Here is a 23478-nt window from a genome sequence, read left to right as displayed (position 1 = left end):
GGTTCAGGCCGGCCGCACGTACACGTGCGCGGCTTCGTGGGACAGGAAATGCGCCATCGAGTACGTGCGGTGATACGCGCCGCAGCGCTCGAACACCGCGATGTCGCCGACCTGCGGCGGCGCACCCGCGTCGTCGCGGCCGATCACGTCCGCGCGGCTGCAGGTGCTGCCGACGTAGAGCGTCGGCACGCCGCGCGGCGGCGGCGCGGGCGTGCGGCGCACGAGCGACGGCGCGGCGAGGCGGCGCATCACCGATTCGGTCTGCGCGAGCAGGAACGCATGCGACAGCCCGCCGTCGCAGACGGCGATCGTGCGGTCCTGCCATGTCTTCACCGCGACGACGCGCGTCGCGAACACGCCCGCATCGGCGAAGATCGCGCGGCCCGATTCGTGCGCGAGCGAATAGGGGCCGGCCAGCGGCGCGAGCGCGGCGGCATAGCGGTCGAATGCGGCATCGCCCGGGTGATCGTCGGCAAAGCCGCCGCCGAGGCTCAGCGAACCGAGCGGCGCGCCGTTGGCGGGTGCGAGATCGCGGGCCAGCGCGGCGAGCAATTCGGGCAACACGAGCGTGTCGGGCTGCGTCGGGTCCTGGCGGATGAACGAATGCGGGCCGGAGAAGACGTGCAGCCCGGCCACCGGCAGGCCGGCAGCCGCGAGCGTGCGCACCGCGTCGTGCGCCTCGTTCGGCGTCATCCCGAAGTGGTCGTGCCACAGTGCGCGCGCCTGTTCACCCGCCAGCGCGCCGGCATTCACGCGCAGCAGCACCGCGCCCGGCGTGCTGCCGCCGGCCGCCGCTTCGCGGGCGAGCGGCACGAAGCGCGCGACCGCGTCCGGGTTGTCGAGCACGAAATGGCAGCGCGACGCGAGCCCGGCACGCATGAACATCTCGTCCATCGACGGATTGTTCAGGTAGCGCGGCGTCTTGATCCGGCCGATCACCGCGTCGAGTTCGCCGCGGCTCGCGAGTTCGACGCCGTCTTCGTACGCATGCGCGCAGCGCGCGAGCATGTCCTGATTCGGATTCGCCTTCAGCGACACGATCAGCCGCGTGCCGAGCCGCGCCTTCAGCGACCGGTAGCGAGCGATCGCGATCTCGGGCTCGTACACGTAGCACGGCGTGCGCAGATCGGCGATCCACGCGTGATCGGCGGCGGCGGGAAGCGGGCGCTCAGGCGTCATGGCGGCCCACCGGATGGAGCGTGGCGGCCGCATACGCGCCGCAGTTCGACTGCATCACGCCGAGCACGCGCCGGCCATGCGCGAGCGCATCGAGCCCGACGTCGGCCAGGTTGATCGGGAAATCCGAACAGCACGCGTGGCCGCGCGCATGGATGTTGTCCGCGTAGAGCCGCTCGGCCGGCACGCGCATCGCGCGGCACAGCGCGTTCCAGCCGGGCAGGTCGGCGTTGTGCGGCAGCACGAGGTCGTACGCGTCGAGCGCATGCGGCTCGAGCGCGACGGCCGCGTCGATCGCGCGGCGCGTGTACGGCCATTCCATCATGATCAGGTCGGCCTCGTTCGCGGCGACCGTGTCCGACCCGCGATGCCATTTCGCGTGCGTCTCGATCGCGATGCCGCCGAGCCGGTTCTTCGTGCTGTTGCGCGCGATCAGCATCGCGGCCGCGCCGTCGCACTGCACGCCGGTCATCTGCCGCATCCGGTAATCCTCGCCGTACACGCGGTCGGACGACACGACGAGCGCCGCGTCGAGCTGCGGATGACGGCGCATCAGCGCGCGCACGGTCTCGATGCCGGCCGCGACCGACACGCAGTTCAGTTGAGCGACGGAGCCGAGCCACAGCGGCTCGATGCCGAACTGCGCAGCCACTTCGTGTGGCAGGCTGCGCGGCGCGGGCGGCACGCTGAACTGCTGCGTGTGGACGTGCACGATCGCACCGACGTCGGCCGGCTGCACGCGCGCGGTGTCGAGCAGCCGGCCGACCGCCGCGATCGCGAGATCGGTCTCGCTGGTGTCGAGCGCCATGTGGAAATAGCGGCTGCCCGACTGCGCGATCGCGGCCGCCCGCTGCGCCGGATAGTCGCGCTCGGCGGCCCAGGCCTCGATATCGACGGGCGGGCCCGGCAGCTCGTAGGCCACCGCGTCGATGCCGATCCAGAAATCGCGTGACGCTTGGGAGGAGGTCGTCGTCATGGTTCAGTTGAGCGGCATCGCCGCGTAGTCGAGGACGTCGAGCTTTTCGAAGGTCGCCTGCACGGTCGGCGTGAGCAGCCCCATCTCGCGGATCGTCGGCACCAGGCGCCGGAAGATCGAGCGGCGGATCGAGCTCGACACAGGCGATTCGCGCACCATCGCGCTGCATTCGCGCTTGGACAGCCCCATCGGTTCCCAGATGTCGTCCGCGCACAGGTGCTCGTACAGCACGGCCGCGCCTTCGCAGATGAACTCCTCGCGCTCGCGCAGTTCGTGCGAACTCATCTCCGCGTACACGCGGCACAGCGTGATCCGGCCGACCGCGAAGTGGCGTGCTTCGTCGCGCTGGATTCGCAGGAACAGGTCCTTGATGAACGGATCGGTGCTGTACGCGACGACGCTCTGGAAGATCGACAGCGCGATACCCTCGACCAGCACCTGCATCCCGAGGTTCGTCATGTCGAGCGCGCTGCTCGTGATCGTGTCGTGCAGCAGCCCCTTCAGCGAGCGGCTCATCGGGTAGCTGACGTCGAGCTTTTCGTTCACGAGCTTCGCGTAGGCCTCGACGTGGCGCGCTTCGTCCATCATCTGCGCGGCCGCGCACAGCCGCGCGCTCAGGCCGTCCTCGGCCGACGCGAGCTTCGACGCGCAGATCAGCGCGGCCTGCTCGCCGTGCAGGATCTGCGACAGCAGCCAGCCCTGCGCGTGATGGCGCACCTCGCGCCTGTCGGCGTCCGCGAGCTTGCCCCACAGCTCGGTGCCGTAGATCAGCAGCGTCGGGTCGGGCATGCCGAGCGGGTTCGCCGGGTCGAGGTCGTGGCTCCAGTCGACGTCGGTCGCGACGTCCCACTGCGCGGCCTTCGCCTTCTCGTACAGCCGGTTCAGCGCCTCTTCGCGCAGCGCGTAGTCGTTCGACATCAGCGCGTCGACGGGCATCGACCAGCGGATGTCGGCCGTGTCCTGCATCACGGTAAGCGTGTCATTCATCTCAGGTTCTCCCCGGCCGCGCGGCGGCGCCGGAATGATGGGCGGAATCGGTGAACGGGGCGGCGGCGCGCGACGCGCCCGGGTGCGGTTCAAGGCGGATCGCGAACGACGGCCACGTGCCGCGCAGTTGCGCGTCGAATGTATCGGCGAGCCGCGCGGGCCAGATCGCACAGCACACGCGGTTGTCGCCGGCGAACTCCGCGTCGCGCAGGATGCGATCGCCGATCCACACGACCGGCGCACCGCGCGATGCGTCGCGCAATGCTTCGTCGTACAGGTGCACGCCGAGCAGCACGTGCGGCGCGAGCAGTTCGGCCGGCAGCGCGCCGAAATACGGTGCGCAGACTTCGATGAACAGGCGGGCGTCCGCATGCACGGCGTCGCGAATCCGCGCGGTGACTTCCGCGAGGAATGCGAAATACTGCACGTGGTCGAGCAGCACGCGGCGCTCGCCGCCGGCCACGTCGTACGTATTGCCCGCGTCGTACGCATCGCCGGCCGCTTCCGCGAGCGCGGCGCGCGCATAGTCGGCTGGCGTGTCGAGCGGCATCCGGTACGCGCTGGCCGCGACCGCCACGGGCTGTCGCGCGTCGCGCTCGATCCGGTAGGTGAAGTGAACGGGTCGCACCATGTCACGCCTCGCCGTCGAGAGAAAACGTCGCGTCCGGCGCGAACGCGACGTCGGCGATCGCGTAATAGCCGTTCAGCGCGAGCGAGCAGACGGCCGCGCGGCGCGGCGTGTCGCCGTCGCGGTGCGCGAGCAGCACCGACAGCCACGGGTCGCTGCCGAACGCATGACCGAACACGCCGTGGCCGTCCGGCAGCAGCGGCGTCTTGCCGACCGACGCGAGCAGCGCACGGCGCGACGTGGCCGGAAAGAACGGCAGCGCCGCGTGCAGGCCGGGGCGCGCCGCGCAGAACGTGCGGATGTCGCGGCCGAGCCGCACGACCGCGCTGGCCGGCGGCGCGGCGTCCGCGATGACCGACTGCGCCGGTTCGCGGCCGACGTCGACGAGCAGCGTGCAGACGCCGAAGCCCGAGCGCCCCCAGGCGGGATTGCCGTGCCAGTACGTGTAGCCGTGCACGTCGACGTCGACGATCTGCAGCAGCAGCGTGCGCGGCCCGGTTTCCGCCGCGGTCGCGAGCGCGCGGCGCAGCACGTAGCCCCAGCCCGCGCATTCGTACGAGCAGGTCATCCAGTCGGGCGTGTAGTCGTTCGCGCCGGCAAGGGCCTGCGCGAACACGCGATGCTGCGGCGAATCGTTCATCAGCAGCATCGACAGGATCGTCGAGCTGACCACGTAGTCGTCCGCGCCGATCGCACCGCACAGCCGCTCGCGTTCGGCGCACGCGAGCGTGCCGATCGCGCGGGCCGTATCGTCGAGCGGCACGGCCGCGCCGTCGCGCGACGGCGCGACGCGCCGGTACGCGAGCGCCTGCACGGTCAGCGCGGTCGCCGGGGCCGGCTGGACGGTGGCGGCCGCCACGGGGGCAAGGGGCGCGAGCATCGCCGTATCAGGCCGCGTGCTGCTGGCTGCGCAGTTGCGCGTCGAGCTGCTGCAGCGTCGTGTACTGCGTGATGTTCAGCGCTTCCGGATCGATCGAACCGTAAAGCTGTTCGCAGAACACGATCAGCTCGACGATGTTCAGCGAATCGATGCCGAGTTCGCCGATGCCGGCGTCCGTGTCGACGGTTTCGACGTTGAGGATCTTCGCGACTTCGCGGGACAGGATGTCGAGCGCGTCGGCCGGAACGTTCTGGGTCGTCATGAGGGGAGCTCCTGAAGTTGAGTGGATTTGATCGGGATCGATCGGCCTGTCGCGTGGGTCAACTGCCGGCTTCGCAACGCAGGCTCTTGCGAAGCTCGTGATAACAACGGTACGAACTGCCTTCCATTTTCGAAAACGCCAGCAGGTCGCGCTGGTCGTCGAACAGCGGTACCCTGCCGTCGCGCACGAGCGCGCTCAGGAACTCGTTCGACAGCAGCTTGATCGCGAGCACGCGCTGCACCTTGCCGAAGCTGTAGTGCGCATCGTCGGTCTGGCTGCGCGCGGCGTCCGCGATGAAGCGGTGCACGGCGCGCGCGTCGGCGTCGAGTTCGACGCGGCCGGTCCGCTCGAGCCAGCCGACGTGCGCCATCAGCGCGCGGACGAAGTACGGCCGCACGACGGTCAGGTATTTGTTGAATACGGTCGGGCCGCCGATCCGCAGGCGGTCCTCGGCGGCGACGCGCACCTGGCCGCCGACGTTTGCGAGCTGCAGGTTGCCCGCGAGGAACGGCGCGCCGCAGGTCGAGCGTTTCAGCTTCCGGTATTCGTCGGGCCACACGAGGTAGGCGGCCGGGAACATCACGCCCGGCAAGCGCGCGGCGACCACGGCCATGCAGTCGCGATGCGCCTCGATGCCCCACACCTTGTCGACGGTCAGCGCGAGCCCGTTGTCGTCGCTGCGCACGACCGTGCGCCAGGCAGCGAGCGTCGGGCCGCCGCCGTCGCTCATCAGGAACGCGAAGTTGTGGCCGGCGTCGATGCACTCGCAGGCGCGGCGATTCTGGTCGTCCGAGAAGAACAGCCCGAACATGATGCGGATGAACGCGCGCATGAACGGCTTGAACAGATGATGAAACCCTTCGCGGCCGATCTGCTCGAGCAGCGCTTCGGTGAGCGGCGCTTCGTCGTGCCGCAGCGGGGTCGACGCGGACGCGTCGGGCAGTACGTCCGGTGCCGTGGAGCGCAGCGCGATCACCATCTCGCTGTCGAGCAGCCGCACGGCGGCGGCCTCGACGAGCCGGGCGGCCGCGCGCGGCGGCGTGCCGATCGCGTCGAGGTGGCGCAGCACCGGATACGCGGCCTGGTCGGCCACGCGCAAAAGCAGAGGCGGTGCGATCGGGGCGGGAGCGGAAAGCGTGGACATGGCAGGGTTCCTGTCAGAAGCGCACGCGCACGGCGGCGTCGATGCGGGTGCCGAGACCGACCATCCGGTACTCGGACTGGCTGTCGGAGAAGGCGTGGGTGAGCGCGACATCGACGCTCACGCGTTGGTTCAAGTCGGCGACGACCTGCGCGATCGCGAGCAGGCCCTTGTCCTGCGGCGAATAGACGCCGCGCAGCGAATACTCGACGCGGCCGACTTTCTTGCCGAGCCGCGCGAACAGGTAGTCGCGCAGGCTGCCGTCGACGCTCACGAAATTGGCCGTGCCGCCGAGGCCGGCCAGCGCCGCGCCGGGCGCGACGGGCAGCAGCGCGTTGTTCGCCTGCACCGCGCCGACCATCCGGCGCCACTGGCTCGCGTCGTAACGCGCTTCGTCGTGCGACCACTCGACGATCAGCGACAGGTTGCCCGGCAGCGCGCTCTGCATGCCGAGCGCGCTGCGCCACATGTACTGGCGATCGTTGCGGCGATCGACGGCGTCGTACGCGGCCGCCGTATCGAGCGGCGTGCCGTTCGCGATGAAAGCGGGCAGCGGCCGCGTCGTGCCGCGCTCGACCCACGCGCTCGCATAGACGGTGTTCGAGCGCGCGACGTCGAACGACAGCGTCGCGCCGGTGCCGCCGCGGCCCGCGTGACGGCCGGCGAGCAGCGCGGCCGAGCCGCCCGACCAGTTGTAGGCGCCGCGTACGAGCTGCGTCGCACCTTCGACGTCGCGGTTGTCGACGTCGTTGCGCAGCGTGCGGTTCTCGCCGGCGATGAATTGCAGCGTGGTCTGCTCGCCGGCCCATTTCGCCTCGACGAGCGGCGTGCCTTCGACGTCGCCGTAGCGATCGTAGATGTCGGCAGTCGCGGCCCGCTTCTGGAAGAAGCCGAGCGGGAAGAACGCCTGCGACGTGTCGAGCGTATCGATCCGCTTGCCGGCCGCGAGCGTGATGCCGTTGTCGAACGCGTAGCGCACGCCGGCTTCGTTGAAGCGGCTCGCCTGCGCGCCGAGCGAGTGGTTGCTCGCGACCACGCGCGCATTCACGAACAGGTTCTCGCCGTCGATGCGCGCGAGCAGGCCGGCTTCCTGCTGGTTGCGCGGCGAAGCGCCGATCAGGCGGCCGAGCAGCGCGCGGCCGTCCATGCTGTCGACGGTGCGCGCGTAGCCGATGCCGTTGAGCGTGCCGAGCTGGTCCATCAGCGATTCTCCGTGCGCGAGCGTGCAGCCGAGCGCGAGCGGGATGGCAAGCGCGACACCGGGCCAGCCGCGCCGGGCGCGTTCGGGCGATGAGTGGAGGCGGTCACGATGAGCGTCGGCATCGGCGTCGTACTCACTGGCCATCGGCGAGCGTGTCGGGATTGAACCAGCCCGACGGAATCTTGCGCGGCTGGCCGTCGAGGATGTCGACGACGCTCGCGCGCTGTTTCTCGACCTCGTTGCGATACGTGATCTTGCGGATCACCTTGCGGCCGTTCGCGTCGACCGGCGCGGAGAAATCGGCGCTGCGAAACAGCAGGCCGCTCGCCAGGAAGAACTGCGCGCGCACCGGCACGTCGGTATCGGGCGTGACCCACAGCTTGATCGTCGGGTAGACGTTGTCGGGATCGGTCGCGGTCAGGTCGAGCTCGGTGGCCGGCTTGCCGGCGATCGGCGTCGTGCCGGGCGCGGCCGTCGCGCGATAGCTGTCGGCCCAGTGCGTGCGCGTGATGTCGCTGATCACGACTTCTCCTTGCAGCCGCTGCATTCCGTTGATGCGTACCGCGCTGCGCGTGTTCGGCACGTAGAACCAGTGCCCGCGCGTCGTCGCGAGGTACTTCTGGCCGTCGTTCTCGCCGCTGCGCGTCAGCGCGAGCGTGTCGCCGTTGCCGCGCGTGTAGACGAGATAGCGCGTCGCGTCGCCGGACTGTCCGCCGACTTCGTTGGTGATCTGGATGTTCGTCTGCGTATCGGCGGCCGTGCTGCGATACGCGTCGGCGCGGGCGAGCATGGTCTGGGCCGTCGGCGCGTCGGCCGCCTGCGCGGCGAGCGACGCGCACGCGACGAGCGCGGCGAATGTGGCGAACGTGAGGCGAATGCGATTCATGGGGCGAGTCCTTCGAGGATGTTGCGTTTCGCGAGCCCGAGCGTCGCGAGCAGCGCCGCGGCCACGCCGAGCACGACGAACGCGGCTTCGACGGCGGCCACGGCGACGGGCGATACGGTGAATTCGAGCAGGATCGGCTTCACGCGGCCGGGCGGCGCGGGCAGGTGGATCTGCGCGTGATTGAGCGCGACCATCGTCAGCAGCGCGAGCGCGATGCCGGCGGCCGCGCCGAGCAGGCCGAGCAGCGCGGTTTCCTGGATCAGCACACCGCGCACCGTGGCGGCCGGTACGCCGAGCGCGCGCAGCGTCGAGATCTCGCGGCGGCGCTCGACGATGCTCATCAGGATCCAGTTGCTCATCGACAGCAGGATCGTCACGCAGAGAATCGCGCCGAACACCGAGAACTGGTTCTTGTACAGCGCGACGACCTGGTGATAGAGCGACACGAGCTGGTCCCAGGTCCGCACGTCGAGCGTGGGCAGCGCGGCGCGCAGCGTCGCGGCGGCGGCCGGCGTGCCGGCGGTGTCCTCGAGGAACACCGCGATGCGCGACGCGCGGTCGGTGCGCAGCAGCGCCTGCGCGGCCGTGAACGTCACGTTGACGATCCGTTCGTCGACGTCCTTGTTGCCGGTGCTCATCACGCCGACGATCTGCGCGTCGGTCGCGTTGATGCCGCCGTGCGCGGTCGACGCCATCAGCTGCACGACCGAGCCGACGTGCACGCCGAGCTTGCGCGCGAGTTCGGCGCCGACGACGACTTCGGTGCCCGCGTTCGTCGGCGACAGATAGCGGCCCGACAGCACCGTGTGATAGTCGAAGAAGCCGGGCGGCTCGCGATTCGGCTCGATCCCTTCGCCGACGAAGCCGTAGCTGAGATCGCCGTTCGACACGAGCCCGTCGAAGTCGATGCCGCGCGCGGTCGTCGCGACGCCGGGGAGTTTTGCAATCGCCTGTGTGGCGGCGGTCTGCTCGTCCGCGGTCAGCCCGTATTGCAGCGGCCGTTCGCCGATCAGGTCGAGATAGCCGTGGTGCAGCACCTGCACATGGCCGACGCCGCTGTCGATCGACCCTTCGCGCACCGCGTCGAAGGTCGCGATCACGTAGCCGAGCGCGAGGCTCGACGCGAACGCGGCGACGCCGATCATCGCCATCGTCAGCACGGTGCGGCGCCGGTTGCGCCAGAGGTTACGCCACGCAAACGTCGACCAGTTCACGATTCACTCCCGGTACGCCGTCGCGCATCTCGATGCGGCGCGGCAGGTGCGCGCACAGACGATCGTCGTGCGACGCAATCAGAAAGGCGGTGCCCAGCGTGCGGTTGGTGTCGAGGATCAGCTCGGCGACCGCCCGCGCGTTGGTGCTGTCGAGGCTCGCGGTCGGCTCGTCCGCGATCACGATCGCCGGCTCCTTGGCGAGCGCGCGGGCCAGCGCGACGCGCTGCTGTTCGCCGCCGGACAGCTCGCCGGGGCGGTGCCGCTCGCGCGCGGCGAGCCCCACCGCGTCGAGCATCGCGCGGGCGCGTTCGCGCCGCGTGCGCGGCGTGCCCCATGCGAAGCAGCCGAGCTCGACGTTCTCGAGCGCCGACATCACCGGAATCAGGTTGAATTGCTGGAATACGAAGCCGATGCGTTCGCGGCGAATCCGTTCGAGCGTGTCCGGCGCGTCGTCGATGCGGCGGCCTTCGAGCCAGCGTTCGCCGCTCGTCGGCACGTCGAGAAAGCCGGCGAGGTTGAGCAGCGTGCTTTTGCCGCTGCCCGACGGCCCGACGAGCGCGACGACGTCGCGCTGCCCGATCGAGATCGTCGCGCCGCGCACCGCGACGACGCGGCCCGCGCCTTCGTATGTGCGCGTGACGTCGCGCAGTTCGAGCACCGGGGCGAGGGACGAGACCGTCATGCGAACGCTCCCTGGACTGCTTCGACGGCGGCCGACGCGGGAATCACGGGCAGCGCGCCGTTTGCATAGAGATCGCGACACTTCAGGCGTTGCAGCTTGCCGCTCGTCGTGCGCGGCAGCGAGCCGGGCTCGACGAAACACAGATCCTGCGCGGCGAAGCCGATGCGCGACGCGAGCAGCTGCTGGCACTCGGTGCGCGTTTGCGGCGTCGCGTCGACGGGCCGCGCCTCGATCGCGACGACCAGCCGCTCGGTGCCGGTTTCGGGGTCGGGCAGGCCGAATGCGATGCAGGTGCTCTTGCGCAGCGCGCTGTGCGATGCCAGCGCTTCCTCGATTTCGTGCGGGAAATAGTTGCTGCCGCGGATGATGATGACTTCCTTCTTGCGGCCGAGGATATGCAGCTGGCCGTCCGCGACGTAGCCGATATCGCCGGTGCGGAACCAGCCGTCGGCCGTCAGCGGCGCGGCGATCGTGCCGTCGTCGGGGTTCAGGTAGCCGAGCATCACCGACGTGCCGCGGATCGCGACTTCGCCGACCGCGCGGTTGGCGAGCGCATGGCCGCCGTCGTCGAGGATGCGGAACGCCATCCCGTCGATCGGCGTGCCCATCGCGAGCACCGTTTCGGTCTCCGTGTCCTGGCCGTCGTTCGCGGCGGCCGGCTGCGCGTCGCGGCGCTCGATCAGCGCGCGCCGGTCGAGCGTATCGGCGATCACGTACGGCGCGCCGTCGACCGCGCCTTCGTGCCATGCACGATGCATCGATACCGCGAGCGTCGATTCGGCCATCCCGTAGCACGGTTGCAGCGCCGACGCTGCCAGCCCGTACGGCGCGAACGTCGCGGCGAAATCGCGCAGCGTCGCGTCGTCCACGCGTTCGCCGCCGATGAAGATGTTGCGGCACGCGGACAGATCGACGCCGTCCATCGCGGCGGCGTTGAAGCGGCGCACGCAGTATCGCAGCGCGAAGGTCGGCACCGACGTCGTCGTTGCACGCGCCGACGCGATGCGCTTCAGCCAGCCGAGCGGGTTCCGGATGAAGCTGTTCGGCTGCATCATCAACAGCGGCGCGCGGTAATGCAGGTTCGACAGCAGCGTGAGCAACCCCATGTCGTGATAGAGCGGCAGCCACGACGCGGTGCCGTCGCCGGCCGCGATGTCGAAGCGCACCGATCCGCCGATGCCGAGCACGTTCGCGATCACGTTCTCGTGGCTGAGCACCGCGGCCTTCGGATGCGATGTCGAACCGGACGTGAGCTGCACATGATGCGGATCGCGGCCGCTCTTCGAACTGATCAGTGCGCGCGCGCCGGCGTCCGCCGCGCTCGACAGCGTCGCGAGATCGACCACGCGCGTGGCGGCCGCGGGAAACGCATCGTCGCGCCAGGCCGCGGCTTGCGCGTCCGCGGCAACCACGAGGCGCGGACGGTACAGCTCGCACGCGACGTCCGCGACCTGTCGCCCGGCCGCCGCACGCCGCACGGGAACGGGCACGGTGCAGGGCAGCGCGCCCGTCATCACGCAGGCCATCATCGCGGCCGCATGCTCGACCGACGCCGGCAGCGCGAGCATCACCAGATCGTTCTCGCGTACCCCGAGTTCGCGCAGCGCGCCGGCCTGGCGAAACACCTCTTCCGCGAAGTGCCGGTACGTGATGCCCGCTTCGTGGCCCGCGTCGTCGACGAACGTCATGCGATGCATGGCGCCCGCCACGTCCTCGAGCGATTCGATCAGGCGATGAATGGTGGATGCGTACTTCGTCACGAGGGTTCTCCCCTTGAGGAACACGGCCGCTCGCGCCACGGTGCCGGCGGCGCCGTTCGTCGAGTGAGGTGGATTCTTGCCGGATCGATTCGCCGCGACAAACGGAATCTATGCACGCTATGCATGAGCGCAGCGCATCCACTCGGGGCAGCACATGTTCGTTATCTCTGTGAGCCAGTCCTAGGTGACTGGTCGGTCTCATTCGACCGGTCGTCTAGTTCACGATGTGGTGCGCTCATGCGCGTGCGTCATGCAATGCGTTCGGAAAATTCGTTTGTCCGAAACATCGACTCACAGAAGAATTGCATCCCGGCAGCGCGCCAGCGTCGCCGCGTCATCGTGCCGGGCAGGGCCCGGCTCAAGGAGAGCGTCTTGTCCGTCACCTCATCGCTTGTCGCCCGATCGAAACCGGTTGCAGACATGAAGAGCCGCCCGAGCGGCGTGGTCTTCTCGCTGAAGCTGGTGGTCTACGTCGCGCTCATCGCGCACGGGATGATGTTCGCGCTGTCGGCGCTCGTGATCCTGAAGATCGTCGGCATCCTGCTGATCGGTGCGATGTATGCGCACGGCGTCGAGCTGCAGCACCAGGCGCTGCATTACCAGGGGTTCCGCAGCAAGCGCCTGAACATGGTGTTCGGCGTGCTGCTCGGCATGCCGATGCTCGTGTCGTTCCATGCGTACCAGGACAGCCACCTGCGTCATCACCGGCTGCTCGGCACGCCGGAGAACAAGGAGTTCTTCGACTACGGCGACCAGTACGGCGCGAGCCCCGTCGTCAATGTCGGGCTATGGGTCTGGCGGCTGTCGATGGCCGCGCACTATATCCAGTTCGCGAAGAACGTCGCGAAGCTCGTCGTGCCGGGCGCGCGCTTCGGCGACAACGCGCTCGTGTCGCGCGCGATCCGCCGCGACTATCTGCTGATGGCCGCGGCGATCGCGCTGCTGGCCGCGCTGTCGTTTGTCTTGCACACGTGGTGCGTCGTCTGGGTGTGGGTCGTGCCGCTCGTGTTCGTCGCGGCGCCCGTGCATGCGCTGGTCGAAATGCCGGAGCACTATCGCTGCGACCTGACGAGTACCGACCCGTTCCGCAACACGCGGACGATCGAGAGCAACGCGTTCATGACGTGGTTCACGAACGGCAACAACTATCACGTCGAGCATCACATGATGCCGAGCCTGCCGATCGAGCGGTTGCACGATCTGCATGGCGCGATCGCGCCGCGCATCCGCTATTACCACCGCACGTATCGGCAGTTCTACTACGCGTTGCTGCGCGGCCGGCTGTCGCCGCGCTCGGTGGACGACGATCGGGACGATCGAGAGCCCGATGCCGAAGCGGCCGCGCCGGCGTCCACGCAATCGGCGTGAGCGCCGGTGCCGAACGCCTTGCCACGACGGTGACGACGATGCTCTATCCGGAACTTTTCAGGTCGCTCGAAGCTGTCCGCTGGGACATGGAGAAGGACATCCCGTGGAACCGGTTCGATCCCGCGCTGCTCACCGACGAGCAGGCCGAGACGATCAGGATGAACGCGATCACCGAATGGTCGGCGCTGCCCGCGACGGAAATGTTCCTGCGCGACAACCGGCACGACAGCGACTTTTCCGCGTTCATGAGCGTGTGGTTCTTCGAGGAGCAGAAACACGCGCTCGTGCTGATGGAATACCTGCGCCGCTTCAGGCCGGAGAGGGTGCCGACCGAAGCGGAGCTGCACGCGGTGCGCTTCGAGTTCGACCCGGCGCCGCCGCTCGAGACGCTGATGCTGCACTTCTGCGGCGAGATCCGTTTGAACCACTGGTACCGCTGCGCGGCCGACTGGCACACCGAGCCCGTCATCAAGCAGATCTACGAAACGATTTCGCGCGATGAAGCGCGTCATGGCGGCGCGTACCTGCGCTATATGAAGAAAGCGCTGAACGACTGCGGCGACGTCGCACGGGCCGCCTTCGCGAAGATCGGCGTGCTGATGGCGTCGGCGCGCCGCACCGAGAAGCCGCTGCACCCGACCAACCTGCACGTGAACCAGGCGCTGTTCCCGCGCGACACCGTGCAGTCGCGCCTGCCCGATCCGGCATGGCTCGAGCGCTGGCTCGACGAGCAGATCCGTTTCGACGGCGAGTGGGAGAAGAAGGTCGTCGAGCGGATCCTGCACAACCTGTCGATCCTGTTCGAGCGCACGTTCGCGACCGCGCAGGAGCTGAACCGCTATCGCCGCGAAGTGACCGCGCGGGCGAATGGCGCGGTGGACCACGCGTAGCGGATCGACACGTTCCGTTGTCGCGCGGCGCGGGCCGAATTCCGGCCGACGGGCGAACCCGATGCATGCCGACCGGCGTTGCCGGCCGGCGGATTATTCATTTCCGGAAATAATCGGCTGATCCATTTCTTGAAACGCATGACGAGATCAAATTTCATCCGTTTAGTATATTTTAATAAACACTCGTTCCCGGATTCAAGTGGCATTTTGCATGTCTGTTGCTGACTGTTTGTTTTTCGTAATCCGGGAAATCGGATGAAAAGTCGGCTGATTGAAATGGAATTGTAGGCATCTGACGCTGCCTCTGCCATGACGGCGAAATCGGCGTAATGGCGTCGAAATTTGCCGGCGATCGCCTGTTTTTACGAGAATTTATCAACCAATTTGGTATGCTCGATTCGTTCGCATATTAATTTACAAAATCACTACTCGATAATGTTGGTGTAAGCATATTGATGCGATGAAAATCGATAGATAAATACGAGTGTCACGATTGAAAATAAGAATGATATGCATCCATGCTTCAATATAAAATCGTTTCCGAATCCAAATAGGAGAAGCGATACAGGGAGACGAGCGGCAACTTGCCTGTCGATGGGTGCAACTTTGAGGCGGCGGTATGGCTAATGTGAGATTGGCAAAGCGATTGAGAAGTTTGCCTTCGCTGGATTTCCTGAGAGGCTTCGAATGCGCGGCGCGCCATTTGAGTTTCACGCGTGCGGGGCAGGAGCTCAACGTCACGCAATCGGCCGTGAGTCGCCAGGTCAAGGCGCTCGAAGAGCAGCTCCGGATCGAGCTCTTTCACCGGCATATTCGTTCCCTGACGCTGACCGACAAGGGGCGGGAGTTGTACGACGCGATCTCGTTCGCGTTGTCCGATCTGGAATCGGTGGTCGGCAAGCTGTCATCGAGTGTCGGCCAGCGTTCCATCTCGTTGTCGACCACCGTCTCGTTCGCGGCGCTGTGGCTGATTCCGCGCCTCGGTTCGTTCCGCGCCAGCTATCCGGACATCGACGTGCGCGTGTCGGCCACGAGCGAAATTGAAGATCTTAAACGCAAACGTTTGCACCTGGCCGTGCGCTACGCCGGCCCGTATACGTCGACCGACGATACCGACGTGCTGTTTCGCGAGCGTGTCGTGGCGGTGTGCAGCCCGAGCCTGATGACGGCGGCGGGCGACGCCGCGTCGATGCAGCCGGCCGACCTCGACAAGCACGTGCTGCTGCATCTCGACGACCCGCGCGGCGAATGGCCGTGGCACGGCTGGAGCCATCTGCTGAAGGCGCTCGGCGTGCCGCGGCTGCGGCCGGCCGGGGCGCTGCACTTCAGCCAGTACGATCAACTGGTCCAGGCCGCCGTCGACGGGCACGGCATCGCGATCGGCAGGCGGCCGCTGGTCGACGGGCTGCTGAAGCAGGGGCGGCTCGTCGAGCTGTTCCCGCATTGCACCGTTGCATCGGGCAGCTACGTGCTCGTGCAGAACCCCGATGCGTGCAACGAATTCGATATCGCGGTGCTGACCAACTGGCTGCTCGAACAAGCGTGCCAGCCGCTCGCGTCGGAGCAGGATACGGCCGGCAGCAACGTGCTGCCGATGTATCGCGTCGGATAGCGCGGCGCGGCGAATGTGTCGTGCGCGGCGTCATGCGCGGCACCTGCAACCTGTGCGATGATGCGCCGCTTCGCGTTCGTTGCAGAACGCCGCCGACCGCGGCGCGCGCCTCCGGGCCACCGCCGAGTCCTGACATCCCGGAGACAGCATGCCCGTACACGGCATTCAAGGCAGTACCCTGCATTACCTCGATCGCGGCGCCGGGTTTCCGGTGCTGCTCGGGCACAGCTATCTGTGGGACGCGACGATGTGGGCGCCGCAGATCGACGCGTTGTCGCGCCGGTATCGCGTGATCGTGCCGGACCTGTGGGGGCATGGCGAATCGGGCGCGCTGCCGGACGGCACGCATACGCTCGACGATCTCGCCACGCAGGCGGGCGCGCTGCTCGATGCGCTGGAGATCGACCAGTGCGCGATCGTCGGGCTCAGCGTGGGCGGCATGTGGGGCGCCCGGCTCGCGTTGCGCGAGCCGCGGCGCGTGCGCTCGCTCGTGATCATGGACGCATCGCTCGAAGCGGAACCCGATGCGACGCGCGCCCGCTACTTCGGGATGCTCGACGCGATCGAGGCCGCAGGCCGCATCGCGCCGCCGCTGCTCGACGCGATCGTGCCGTTGTTCTTCCGGCCGGACGCCGATCTCGACGACCCGGTGCCGACCGCGTTTCGCGATGCGCTCGCGAACCTGCCCGCCGACCGGTTGCGGCAATCGATCGCGCCGCTCGGTCGGCTGATTTTCGGCCGGCCCGACACGCTCGCGACCCTCGCCGAACTCGATGCCGCGCACACGCTGCTGATGTGCGGTGCGGGCGACATGGCGCGGCCGCCGTCGGAAACCGTGAAGATGGCGAGCGTGATCGGCTGCGCGCATGCGCTGGTGCCCGACGCCGGCCATATCTCGAACCTGGAGAATCCCGCGTTCGTCACGCGCACGCTGCTCGACTGGTTCGACGCGCAGCAACTGCCGTCGAACTGACGGTCACGCGAACGGCGACGCCCGCGCGGCGTCGCATCGACCTGCGTCACGCACGCTCGCTGACCGGCGTGAACTTCCGGTCGCGCACGCGCGCTTCGTCGGCATCGCCGCGTACGAGGTTCAATGCTTCCGCGCGGCTCGCCACGCACGGCCCGGAGCCGGGCAGCGGCTGACGCGCGGTCTCGCGCAGCGCGAGCACCGACACGATGCCGATGAACGACGCACCCATCAGGTAGTAGGCGGGCATCATCAGGTCGCCGGTGCGATCGACCAGCCACGCGGTGACGAGCGGCGTCGTGCCGCCGAACAGCGACACCGACACGTTGAAGCCGATCGCGAGCGCACCGTAGCGAATCCGCGTCGGGAACAGCGCGGGCAGCGCCGACGGCATCACGCCCGTGAACGTCGACAGCAGGACGCCGTAAATCAGCATCCCGCCGAAGATCGGCAGCGTGCCGCCGGTGCGGATCAGCATCAGCGCCGGCACCGAGAGCGCGAGCAGGCCCACGCAGCCGGCCATCATCACCGGCTTGCGGCCGACCTTGTCCGACAGGTGCCCGGCGTACAGCGTCATCGGCATCATCAGCACCATCACGAGCAGCACCATGAAGAGCCCGTGCGATTCGCGCACGTGCAGCGTCGCCGACAGGTAGCTCGGCAGGTACGACAGCGCCATGTAGTCGGTCACGTTGAAGATCAGCACGAGGCCGACGCATTGCAGCAGCGGCTTCCACTGTTCGACGAGCAGCGTCGCGAAGCGCTGTTTCGGCCGCGCGCGTTCGTCCGCTTCGCGCGCTTCGGCTTCCTTCTTGAAGGCCGGCGTTTCCTCGAGCTTGAGCCGTACGTAGAGGCCGACGAGGCCGAGCGGCCCGGCGATGAAGAACGGCACGCGCCAGCCCCACGACAGCAGCGTTTCCTGCGACAGCGTGGCCGTCAGCAGCGCGACCGTAGCCGCGCCGAGCGTATAGCCGATCAGCGTGCCGAACTCGAGGAAGCTGCCCATGAAGCCGCGACGCCTGTCGGTCGCGAACTCGGCGATGAAGGTGGCGGCGCCGCCGTACTCGCCGCCGGTCGAGAAGCCCTGCACGAGGCGGGCGACGAGCAGCAGGATCGGGGCCATGATGCCGATCGACGCATAGCTCGGGATCAGGCCGATCGCGAAGGTGCCGACGGCCATCATGATCATCGTGGCGGCGAGCACGCGCTGGCGGCCGATGCGATCGCCGAGCGGGCCGAACACCATGCCGCCGAGCGGACGCACGAGGAACGCGGCCGCGAACGTGCCGAAGGTGGCCAGCAACTGCGCGGACGGGCTGCTGGACGGGAAGAACACCTTGCCGAGCGTGACGGCGATATAGCTGTAGACGCCGAAGTCGAACCATTCCATCGCGTTGCCGAACGCCATCGCGCCGACCGCGCGCTTGAGGACGGCCGGGTCGACGATCGTGATGTCATCCAGCTTGATGGACTGGCGCGAAGACCGGGTTTTCGCGGGGCGCGCTTGCGACGGGCTCAATGTTCTCTCCTGGAGTTGCCTTGGCGGCGCCGCCGGCGGGAATGCGGCCGGGGGCACGCGGGCCGGCGGACAGCGAAGGCGGATGTCTCGGGGATGCCTCGATGCCGGTGGCGTGACGCGCGCGGCGGACGACACCGGGCAGGTGTGTTGTGCGAACCAGTTTAGAGAAACGGGCGGGAGCGGCTATCGGTCATGCGCCCGGAACCCGGTGGTAAACGACACGCGGGGAGCGGTGTCGGTCGCGCGTGGCCTCGGGAAGCGAGCGCGCGGCGTGGGCGGTCATCTCGCCGTGCGCCGGCGCGCGGATGCCAGCAACGCGACGAATGCTGCTTCGTCCGCGCGCAGGCCGCGCGGCGTACGCCGGACCGCCAGCGCGGCGAGCGTGCCCGCCTCGAACGCGTCGAGCACGGCCGGATGGATGTAGCAGCGCCGGCACACGGCCGGCGTGTTGCGCAGCAGCTCGGCCACCGCGCGCACGGTCTCGACGATCTGCTTGCGGGCATGCGTGACGCCGCGATGCTCGATGCGCCGCAGCAACCCGAGCGCGTGCACGCTGCCGGCCCAGGTCCGGTAATCCTTCGCGGTGAAATCGGCGCCGCCGGCCTCGCGCAGGTAGTCGTTCACGTCGGACGACCCGACCGGATGGCGCACGCCGTCGTCGTCCACATACTGGAACAGCTCGTGCCCGGGCAGCTCCGCGCAGCGCCGCACGATCCGCGCGACCCGCGCGTCGTCGACCGTCACGTCGTGTTCGATCCCGCTCTTGCCGGCGAAGCGCAGCCGCACCTGGCCGGGCTGGATCTTCAAATGGCGCTTGCGCAGCGTCGTCAGCCCGTACGAGCCGTTCTCGCGCGCGTATTCCGCGTTGCCGATCCGTGCGAGCGTCGTGTCGAGCAAGCGGACGATCGTCGCGACGACCTTGTCGCGCGGCATGCCCGGCAGCGCCAGATCGCGGGTGACGCGTGCGCGGATGCGCGGCAGCGCCCGCGCGAACGCGGCCATCCGCGCGTACTTGTTCGCATCGCGCGTTTCCCGCCATTGCGGGTGATAGCGATACTGCTTGCGGCCGCGCGCGTCGCGGCCCGTCGCCTGCAAGTGGCCGAGCGGGTCGGCGCAGATCCACACGTCGGTGTAGGCCGGTGGAATTGCCAGCGCGTCGATGCGGGCGATTTCCGCGGCATCGCGAATCCGCGTGCCGTCCTGCGCGTAATACGCGAAGCCGTTGCGCAGGCGGCGGCGCGTGTAGCCGGGCTGGCGGTCGTCGACGTGGCGCAGCGCCGCGGCCGTGCTCGAAGCGGGCTGCTTCATGCGCTCGTGTGCCGGTTGACGGCGATGGCGATAGCGACGGATGGCGACCCGTGCTCGCAGGCTGCGGTCATGTGTTTGCTCCCTTGTTCGTAATGAGCCCGGACGGCGACCTGCAGCACGGCATGAGCGGTCGTTGCGGAACGGGAGCAAGAATCGTGCGCCGGCGGGCCGTACGACGCGACGGCGGAGCGGCCAGGAAATGCCGTTCGCGGCGACGACGAAACGTCATCGGCCGGCCGCGGGCTCGGGACACCTCGACATCCGTTGGTCGAGCTTCTCCAGCAGAAACTCGGCGACGGCCGTGACCGCGGGCGGCAGCGGCGGGCGGCTCGTATAGACGAGCTGCAGCCCGAGCCCGGCGCCGGAGCGCTGGTAGGCCGGCAGCACGCGCGCCAGCTTGCCTTCGTCGATCGCCGCCGCGGCGAGCACCTGCGGCACCAGCGCGATGCCGAGGCCGGCGAGGCACGCCTGCACGACCACGCGCATGTCGTTGACCGAGAAACGGCCGTCGATCGAAATCTCCTGCGTGCCGCGCGGCCCCTGCAGGCGCCACATGCTGCGTCCCTGGCGGCTCGACACCGTCAGGCAATCGTGGTCGGCCAGTTCGCGCGGCGTGCGCGGCGTGCCGCGTCGTTCGAGATAAGCGGGGCTGGCGGCGAGGATCATCGTGTCCGGCGCGATCCGGCGCACGCGGAAGCTGCCGCCGGTCTCGATGCCGATGCGCAGTGCGAGGTCGATGCGCTCGGCGATCAGGTCGGACGGCGTGTCGTCGAGCAGGAAGTCGATGCTGATTCGCGGATAGCGCGCGTAGAACTCGGCCAGCCATTCCAGCTTGATCACTTCGAACAGGCCGGCCATCGCCGCCACGCGCACGGTTCCGGACGGTTCCTGCCCGTCCGCATGCTGCCGCTCGATCTCGAAGATCCGGTCGAGTGCCGGCGCGTAGCGCTCGAACAGCGCCAGGCCCTCGGTGCTCGGCGCAAGCTTGCGGGTCGAGCGATGCAGCAGGCGCGTGCCGATGTGCCCTTCGAACTGGTCGATGCGCCGGCTCAGCGTATTGGCCGGCATGCGCAGGCGTCGTGCGGCCTCCGAAAAGCTGCCGGCGCGGACGACCTGGACGAACAGCGCGAGATCATTCAGATCGAGCATGGGATTGCTCCAGAAATGGATTAATCAAATCCTGTTTATCCATCTAGTGTAAAGCTGAATCGATCTCCATACTGGTCTCACGCTACCGGCAAATCCATCCGTCTCAAGGAGAATCTGCATGAAACTGCTGCACATCGATTCGAGCATCCTCGGCCAGGGCTCGGTCAGCCGCGAACTGTCGGCGGAAATCGTCGCCCGCTTCCGCGCCCGCGATCCCGGCCTCACGGTCACGCACCTCGACCTCGCCGCCACGCCGCTCGGCCATCTGGCCGCCGAACACCTTGCCGCCGCGCAAGGCGCGCCGGTCGACGACGCGCTGAAGGCGGACGTCGACACCGGCCAGCACGCGCTCGACACGTTCCTCGCCGCGGATATCGTGGTGGTCGGCGCGCCGATGTACAACTTCGGCATCCCGTCGCAACTGAAGGCGTGGATCGACCGCATCCTGGTGGCCGGCAAGACCTTCCGCTACGACGAGAACGGGCCGACAGGCCTGTGCGGCGGCAAGAAACTGGTCATCGCATCGTCGCGCGGCGGCGTGTACAGCGCAGGGTCGCCGGTGGCGTCGCTCGATCATCAGGAAACCTATCTGAAAGACGCATTCGCGTTCATCGGCGTCACCGACATCACGTTCATTCGTGCCGAAGGCGTCGCGATGGGGCCGGACAAGCGCACGGGCGCCATTGCATCGGCGAAGGAAGCGGCGGCGGCCCTCGCGGCCTGACGCAACGCGCCGGATACCGGCCACCGGAGAACCCATGTTGAATACCCTCGATTCCGTTCCCTCGACCATCGCCGCCGGCCGTCATGTCGTGTTCCGCACGCGCGGCCACGCGCACGGGCCGGTCGTCCGCATGGTCAGCCCGTCCGACGTCGGCGAGATGATCAAGCCGTTCGTGTTCCTCGACCTGATCGATACGCGGGCGCCGCTCGGCAAACCGGCCTTCGGCTGGCATCCGCATTCGGGCATCGCCACGCTGACGCTCCTGATCGACGGGCACGGCACCTACGTGGAATCGACGGGCCACGAAGGCCCGATGGGGGCCGGCGACATCGAATGGATGAGCGCGGGGCGCGGCGTCTGGCATACGGGTTCCGTGGTGCCGCCGGTCAAGGCGTTCCAGCTGTGGGTGGCGTTGCCGCCGGGGCGCGAGCTGGCGCCGGCGTTCAGTCAGCACCTGTCGATCGACGACATCCCGACGGACGGGCCGGCCCGCGTGCTGCTCGGCCGCCACGGCGACGCAGTGAGCCCGGTCGATGCGCCGCCGGGCATCAACTACGTCGTCGTGCAGTTGGCGGCGGGCGAGCGCTGGACCTGCCGGCCGCCGCAGGGCCACCGGGTCGGCTGGGCCGCCGTGATGGACGGCCGCCTGCGCACGCCGGACCCGGTCGGGCGGGGCGAGCTGGTCGTGTTCGACGCGTCCGATGCGCCGATCGAATTCGAGGCCGTGACCGACGCGCGCTTCGTGGTCGGTACCGCGATTCCGCATCCGCACGATCTTCATCTGGGCGCGTACTCGGTGCATACGAGCGCCGCCGCGCTGGTGGAAGGCGAGCGCGAAATCGTACGTGTCGGCCGTGAACTGCGCGCCAGGGGCGCGATGCGCTGATGCTTTCGTCTGCGTCGATATCCGGCCTCCGTTCAAGGCGGCCGGCGCGCCGAGACGCCGCGCCCGCGGGGTCTCGCGCTTAGGTGTTTATACGTATGCCGATTTCGGCATCGGCCCAATCCAATATTTCATTGGAAGGTTATCGGACTTGTTTCTAGACTGATGCGGGGCATGTATACCGCGCCGGCCGCACACGCCGGCCGGCGCAGCCCGATCCGCGCCAGCGCCACGCAGAAACACAACAGCGCCGCGGCACACAACGACATCATCGGAGACGGACCATGACATTCATCAGGAAGCTGGCGGCCGGCGCGATCGTCGCCGCGGCGACGGTGCTGGCAGGCGGCGCGCACGCGCAGCAAAAGCCGATCACGCTCGGGTTCTCGCAAGTCGGCGCGGAAAGCGCCTGGCGCACCGCGAACACCGTATCGGTGAAGGGCGCGGCGAAGGACGCCGGCATCAACCTGAAGTTTTCCGACGCCCAGCAGAAGCAGGAGAACCAGATTCGCGCGATCCGCTCGTTCATCGCGCAGAAGGTCGACGTGATCGCGTTCTCGCCGGTCGTCGAATCGGGCTGGGAGCCGGTGCTGACCGAAGCGAAGGCCGCGCATATCCCGGTGATCCTGACCGACCGCGGGGTCGACGTGAAGGACCCGTCGCTGTACGTGACGATGATCGGCTCCGACTTCCTCGAGGAAGGGCGGCGCGCCGGCCACTGGCTGGAAGAGCGCTACAAGAACGACGCAGGCCCGATCAACATCGTCGAGCTGCAAGGGACGGTCGGCTCCGCGCCGGCCAACGATCGCCGCGCGGGCCTGCTCGAGGTGATCAAGAACAATCCGAAATTCAAGGTGATCGCGTCGCAGAGCGGCGACTTCACGCTCGCCGGCGGCAAGCAGGTGATGGAAGCGTTCGCGAAGACCTACGGCAAGCAGATCAACGTCGTCTACGCGCACAACGACGACATGGCGCTCGGCGCGATCCAGGCGATGGAAGAAGCCGGCATCAAGCCCGGCAAGGACGTGAGCGTCGTGTCGTTCGACGCGACGAAGGGCGGCTTCCAGGCGATGATCGCCGGCAAGATCAACGTCGACGTCGAATGCAGCCCGCTGCTCGGCCCGCAGCTGATGACCGCGGTGAAGGACGTCGTCGCCGGCAAGCAGTTGCCCAAGCGCATCGTGACCAACGAGACGGTGTTCCCGATGAACGTCGCGGCGCAGGTGCTGCCGACCCGCAAGTACTGACCTGTCCGCCCGGGC

General features: G+C 68.2%; 22 protein-coding genes. 7 read left to right on the top strand and 15 right to left on the bottom strand.

Annotation, left to right across the window (positions count from 1 at the left end; all coding sequences use genetic code 11):
* Nucleotides 1-3 precede the first annotated feature (3 nt).
* Genes SY91_RS31045 through SY91_RS30990 form a run of 12 tightly spaced genes read right to left on the bottom strand, consistent with a single transcriptional unit; the run spans nt 4 to nt 11793 of the window.
* Nucleotides 4-1179, bottom strand: coding sequence for a PLP-dependent decarboxylase (locus SY91_RS31045; RefSeq protein WP_043888587.1), 1176 nt, complete (start codon nt 1177-1179; stop codon nt 4-6).
* A complete protein-coding gene (locus SY91_RS31040; protein ID WP_023477839.1) occupies nt 1169-2152 on the bottom strand; it encodes a 3-oxoacyl-ACP synthase III in 984 nt (327 codons plus the stop codon). Before SY91_RS31040 ends, SY91_RS31045 begins: the two co-directional genes overlap by 11 nt.
* A 3-nt stretch (nt 2153-2155) precedes the next feature.
* A complete protein-coding gene (locus SY91_RS31035) occupies nt 2156-3139 on the bottom strand; it encodes a ferritin-like domain-containing protein (RefSeq protein ID WP_023477838.1) in 984 nt (327 codons plus the stop codon).
* A gap of 1 nt (nt 3140) precedes the next feature.
* The gene (locus SY91_RS31030) at nt 3141-3770 is read right to left on the bottom strand and encodes a hypothetical protein (RefSeq protein WP_023477837.1); all 630 of its coding nucleotides are present in this window, start codon (nt 3768-3770) and stop codon (nt 3141-3143) included.
* Nucleotide 3771: 1 nt separating this feature from the next.
* The gene (locus tag SY91_RS31025; RefSeq protein ID WP_043888586.1) at nt 3772-4647 is read right to left on the bottom strand and encodes a hypothetical protein; all 876 of its coding nucleotides are present in this window, start codon (nt 4645-4647) and stop codon (nt 3772-3774) included.
* 7 nt (nt 4648-4654) lie between these two features.
* On the bottom strand, nt 4655-4909 hold the full coding sequence (locus SY91_RS31020; RefSeq protein ID WP_006481176.1) for an acyl carrier protein: 255 nt from the start codon (nt 4907-4909) through the stop codon (nt 4655-4657).
* 58 nt (nt 4910-4967) lie between these two features.
* Nucleotides 4968-6053: a hypothetical protein gene (locus SY91_RS31015; RefSeq protein ID WP_023477835.1), complete on the bottom strand. Its 1086-nt coding sequence runs from the start codon at nt 6051-6053 to the stop codon at nt 4968-4970.
* A 13-nt stretch (nt 6054-6066) separates the two neighbouring features.
* On the bottom strand, nt 6067-7395 hold the full coding sequence (locus SY91_RS31010; RefSeq protein ID WP_006481178.1) for a hypothetical protein: 1329 nt from the start codon (nt 7393-7395) through the stop codon (nt 6067-6069).
* Nucleotides 7385-8137: an outer membrane lipoprotein-sorting protein gene (locus SY91_RS31005; protein WP_023477834.1), complete on the bottom strand. Its 753-nt coding sequence runs from the start codon at nt 8135-8137 to the stop codon at nt 7385-7387. The genes SY91_RS31010 and SY91_RS31005 overlap by 11 nt, the downstream gene beginning before the upstream one ends.
* Nucleotides 8134-9351, bottom strand: a complete 1218-nt coding sequence (locus tag SY91_RS31000; RefSeq protein WP_006481180.1) for an ABC transporter permease — start codon at nt 9349-9351, stop codon at nt 8134-8136. The genes SY91_RS31005 and SY91_RS31000 overlap by 4 nt, the downstream gene beginning before the upstream one ends.
* Nucleotides 9323-10033, bottom strand: a complete 711-nt coding sequence (locus SY91_RS30995) for an ABC transporter ATP-binding protein (protein ID WP_023477833.1) — start codon at nt 10031-10033, stop codon at nt 9323-9325. The genes SY91_RS31000 and SY91_RS30995 overlap by 29 nt, the downstream gene beginning before the upstream one ends.
* Complete coding sequence (locus tag SY91_RS30990) at nt 10030-11793, bottom strand: fatty acyl-AMP ligase (protein WP_023477832.1); 1764 nt, start codon at nt 11791-11793, stop codon at nt 10030-10032. Before SY91_RS30990 ends, SY91_RS30995 begins: the two co-directional genes overlap by 4 nt.
* Nucleotides 11794-12213: 420 nt before the next feature.
* Here SY91_RS30990 and SY91_RS30985 point away from each other — a divergent pair, with 420 nt between their 5' ends.
* From SY91_RS30985 to SY91_RS30970, 4 genes are all read left to right on the top strand, one after another.
* Complete coding sequence (locus SY91_RS30985) at nt 12214-13161, top strand: fatty acid desaturase family protein (RefSeq protein ID WP_043888584.1); 948 nt, start codon at nt 12214-12216, stop codon at nt 13159-13161.
* Between the two features lie 29 nt (nt 13162-13190).
* The gene (locus tag SY91_RS30980) at nt 13191-14051 is read left to right on the top strand and encodes a ferritin-like domain-containing protein (RefSeq protein ID WP_124591842.1); all 861 of its coding nucleotides are present in this window, start codon (nt 13191-13193) and stop codon (nt 14049-14051) included.
* A 619-nt stretch (nt 14052-14670) separates the two neighbouring features.
* Entirely contained in the window at nt 14671-15663 is a 993-nt protein-coding gene (locus SY91_RS30975) for a LysR substrate-binding domain-containing protein (RefSeq protein ID WP_006481185.1), read from the top strand.
* 148 nt (nt 15664-15811) lie between these two features.
* Entirely contained in the window at nt 15812-16636 is an 825-nt protein-coding gene (locus tag SY91_RS30970; protein WP_124478528.1) for an alpha/beta fold hydrolase, read from the top strand.
* 46 nt (nt 16637-16682) lie between these two features.
* Here SY91_RS30970 and proP read toward each other — a convergent pair whose 3' ends face one another.
* The 3 genes from proP to SY91_RS30955 all read right to left on the bottom strand — a co-directional run bounded on the left by proP (nt 16683) and on the right by SY91_RS30955 (nt 20609).
* Nucleotides 16683-18152, bottom strand: a complete 1470-nt coding sequence (gene proP / locus SY91_RS30965; RefSeq protein WP_034175464.1) for a glycine betaine/L-proline transporter ProP — start codon at nt 18150-18152, stop codon at nt 16683-16685.
* A gap of 279 nt (nt 18153-18431) precedes the next feature.
* Nucleotides 18432-19460, bottom strand: a complete 1029-nt coding sequence (locus tag SY91_RS30960) for a DNA topoisomerase IB (protein ID WP_006481188.1) — start codon at nt 19458-19460, stop codon at nt 18432-18434.
* 225 nt (nt 19461-19685) lie between these two features.
* Nucleotides 19686-20609: a LysR family transcriptional regulator gene (locus tag SY91_RS30955; RefSeq protein ID WP_006481189.1), complete on the bottom strand. Its 924-nt coding sequence runs from the start codon at nt 20607-20609 to the stop codon at nt 19686-19688.
* A 118-nt stretch (nt 20610-20727) separates the two neighbouring features.
* On the opposite strand from SY91_RS30955, the gene SY91_RS30950 reads away from it, so the two are divergent.
* The 3 genes from SY91_RS30950 to SY91_RS30940 all read left to right on the top strand — a co-directional run bounded on the left by SY91_RS30950 (nt 20728) and on the right by SY91_RS30940 (nt 23463).
* Entirely contained in the window at nt 20728-21333 is a 606-nt protein-coding gene (locus SY91_RS30950; protein ID WP_023475180.1) for an FMN-dependent NADH-azoreductase, read from the top strand.
* Between the two features lie 34 nt (nt 21334-21367).
* Nucleotides 21368-22219: a pirin family protein gene (locus SY91_RS30945; RefSeq protein ID WP_023475179.1), complete on the top strand. Its 852-nt coding sequence runs from the start codon at nt 21368-21370 to the stop codon at nt 22217-22219.
* A 281-nt stretch (nt 22220-22500) separates the two neighbouring features.
* Nucleotides 22501-23463, top strand: a complete 963-nt coding sequence (locus SY91_RS30940) for an ABC transporter substrate-binding protein (RefSeq protein WP_023475177.1) — start codon at nt 22501-22503, stop codon at nt 23461-23463.
* The last annotated feature ends 15 nt before the right edge of the window (nt 23464-23478 follow it).

Origin of the sequence: Burkholderia cenocepacia (assembly GCF_014211915.1) — a bacterium.
Taxonomy (GTDB): Bacteria; Pseudomonadota; Gammaproteobacteria; order Burkholderiales; family Burkholderiaceae; genus Burkholderia; species Burkholderia orbicola.
The sequence above is the reverse complement of the archived record's forward strand: the minus strand, read 5'-3'. Positions and strand labels throughout refer to the sequence as shown.

Excerpts from the sequence above, each read along its gene's own strand:
- SY91_RS31045 (WP_043888587.1), bottom strand. The coding sequence starts at position 1,179 with ATGACGCCTGAGCGCCCGCTTCCCGCCGCCGCCGATCACGCGTGGATC.
- SY91_RS31040 (WP_023477839.1), bottom strand. The coding sequence starts at position 2,152 with ATGACGACGACCTCCTCCCAAGCGTCACGCGATTTCTGGATCGGCATC.
- SY91_RS31035 (WP_023477838.1), bottom strand. The coding sequence starts at position 3,139 with ATGAATGACACGCTTACCGTGATGCAGGACACGGCCGACATCCGCTGG.
- SY91_RS31030 (WP_023477837.1), bottom strand. The coding sequence starts at position 3,770 with ATGGTGCGACCCGTTCACTTCACCTACCGGATCGAGCGCGACGCGCGA.
- SY91_RS31025 (WP_043888586.1), bottom strand. The coding sequence starts at position 4,647 with ATGCTCGCGCCCCTTGCCCCCGTGGCGGCCGCCACCGTCCAGCCGGCC.
- SY91_RS31020 (WP_006481176.1), bottom strand. The coding sequence starts at position 4,909 with ATGACGACCCAGAACGTTCCGGCCGACGCGCTCGACATCCTGTCCCGC.
- SY91_RS31015 (WP_023477835.1), bottom strand. The coding sequence starts at position 6,053 with ATGTCCACGCTTTCCGCTCCCGCCCCGATCGCACCGCCTCTGCTTTTG.
- SY91_RS31010 (WP_006481178.1), bottom strand. The coding sequence starts at position 7,395 with ATGGCCAGTGAGTACGACGCCGATGCCGACGCTCATCGTGACCGCCTC.
- SY91_RS31005 (WP_023477834.1), bottom strand. The coding sequence starts at position 8,137 with ATGAATCGCATTCGCCTCACGTTCGCCACATTCGCCGCGCTCGTCGCG.
- SY91_RS30995 (WP_023477833.1), bottom strand. The coding sequence starts at position 10,033 with ATGACGGTCTCGTCCCTCGCCCCGGTGCTCGAACTGCGCGACGTCACG.
- SY91_RS30985 (WP_043888584.1), top strand. The coding sequence starts at position 12,214 with ATGAAGAGCCGCCCGAGCGGCGTGGTCTTCTCGCTGAAGCTGGTGGTC.
- SY91_RS30975 (WP_006481185.1), top strand. The coding sequence starts at position 14,671 with ATGGCTAATGTGAGATTGGCAAAGCGATTGAGAAGTTTGCCTTCGCTG.
- SY91_RS30970 (WP_124478528.1), top strand. The coding sequence starts at position 15,812 with ATGCCCGTACACGGCATTCAAGGCAGTACCCTGCATTACCTCGATCGC.
- SY91_RS30960 (WP_006481188.1), bottom strand. The coding sequence starts at position 19,460 with ATGAAGCAGCCCGCTTCGAGCACGGCCGCGGCGCTGCGCCACGTCGAC.
- SY91_RS30955 (WP_006481189.1), bottom strand. The coding sequence starts at position 20,609 with ATGCTCGATCTGAATGATCTCGCGCTGTTCGTCCAGGTCGTCCGCGCC.
- SY91_RS30950 (WP_023475180.1), top strand. The coding sequence starts at position 20,728 with ATGAAACTGCTGCACATCGATTCGAGCATCCTCGGCCAGGGCTCGGTC.
- SY91_RS30945 (WP_023475179.1), top strand. The coding sequence starts at position 21,368 with ATGTTGAATACCCTCGATTCCGTTCCCTCGACCATCGCCGCCGGCCGT.
- SY91_RS30940 (WP_023475177.1), top strand. The coding sequence starts at position 22,501 with ATGACATTCATCAGGAAGCTGGCGGCCGGCGCGATCGTCGCCGCGGCG.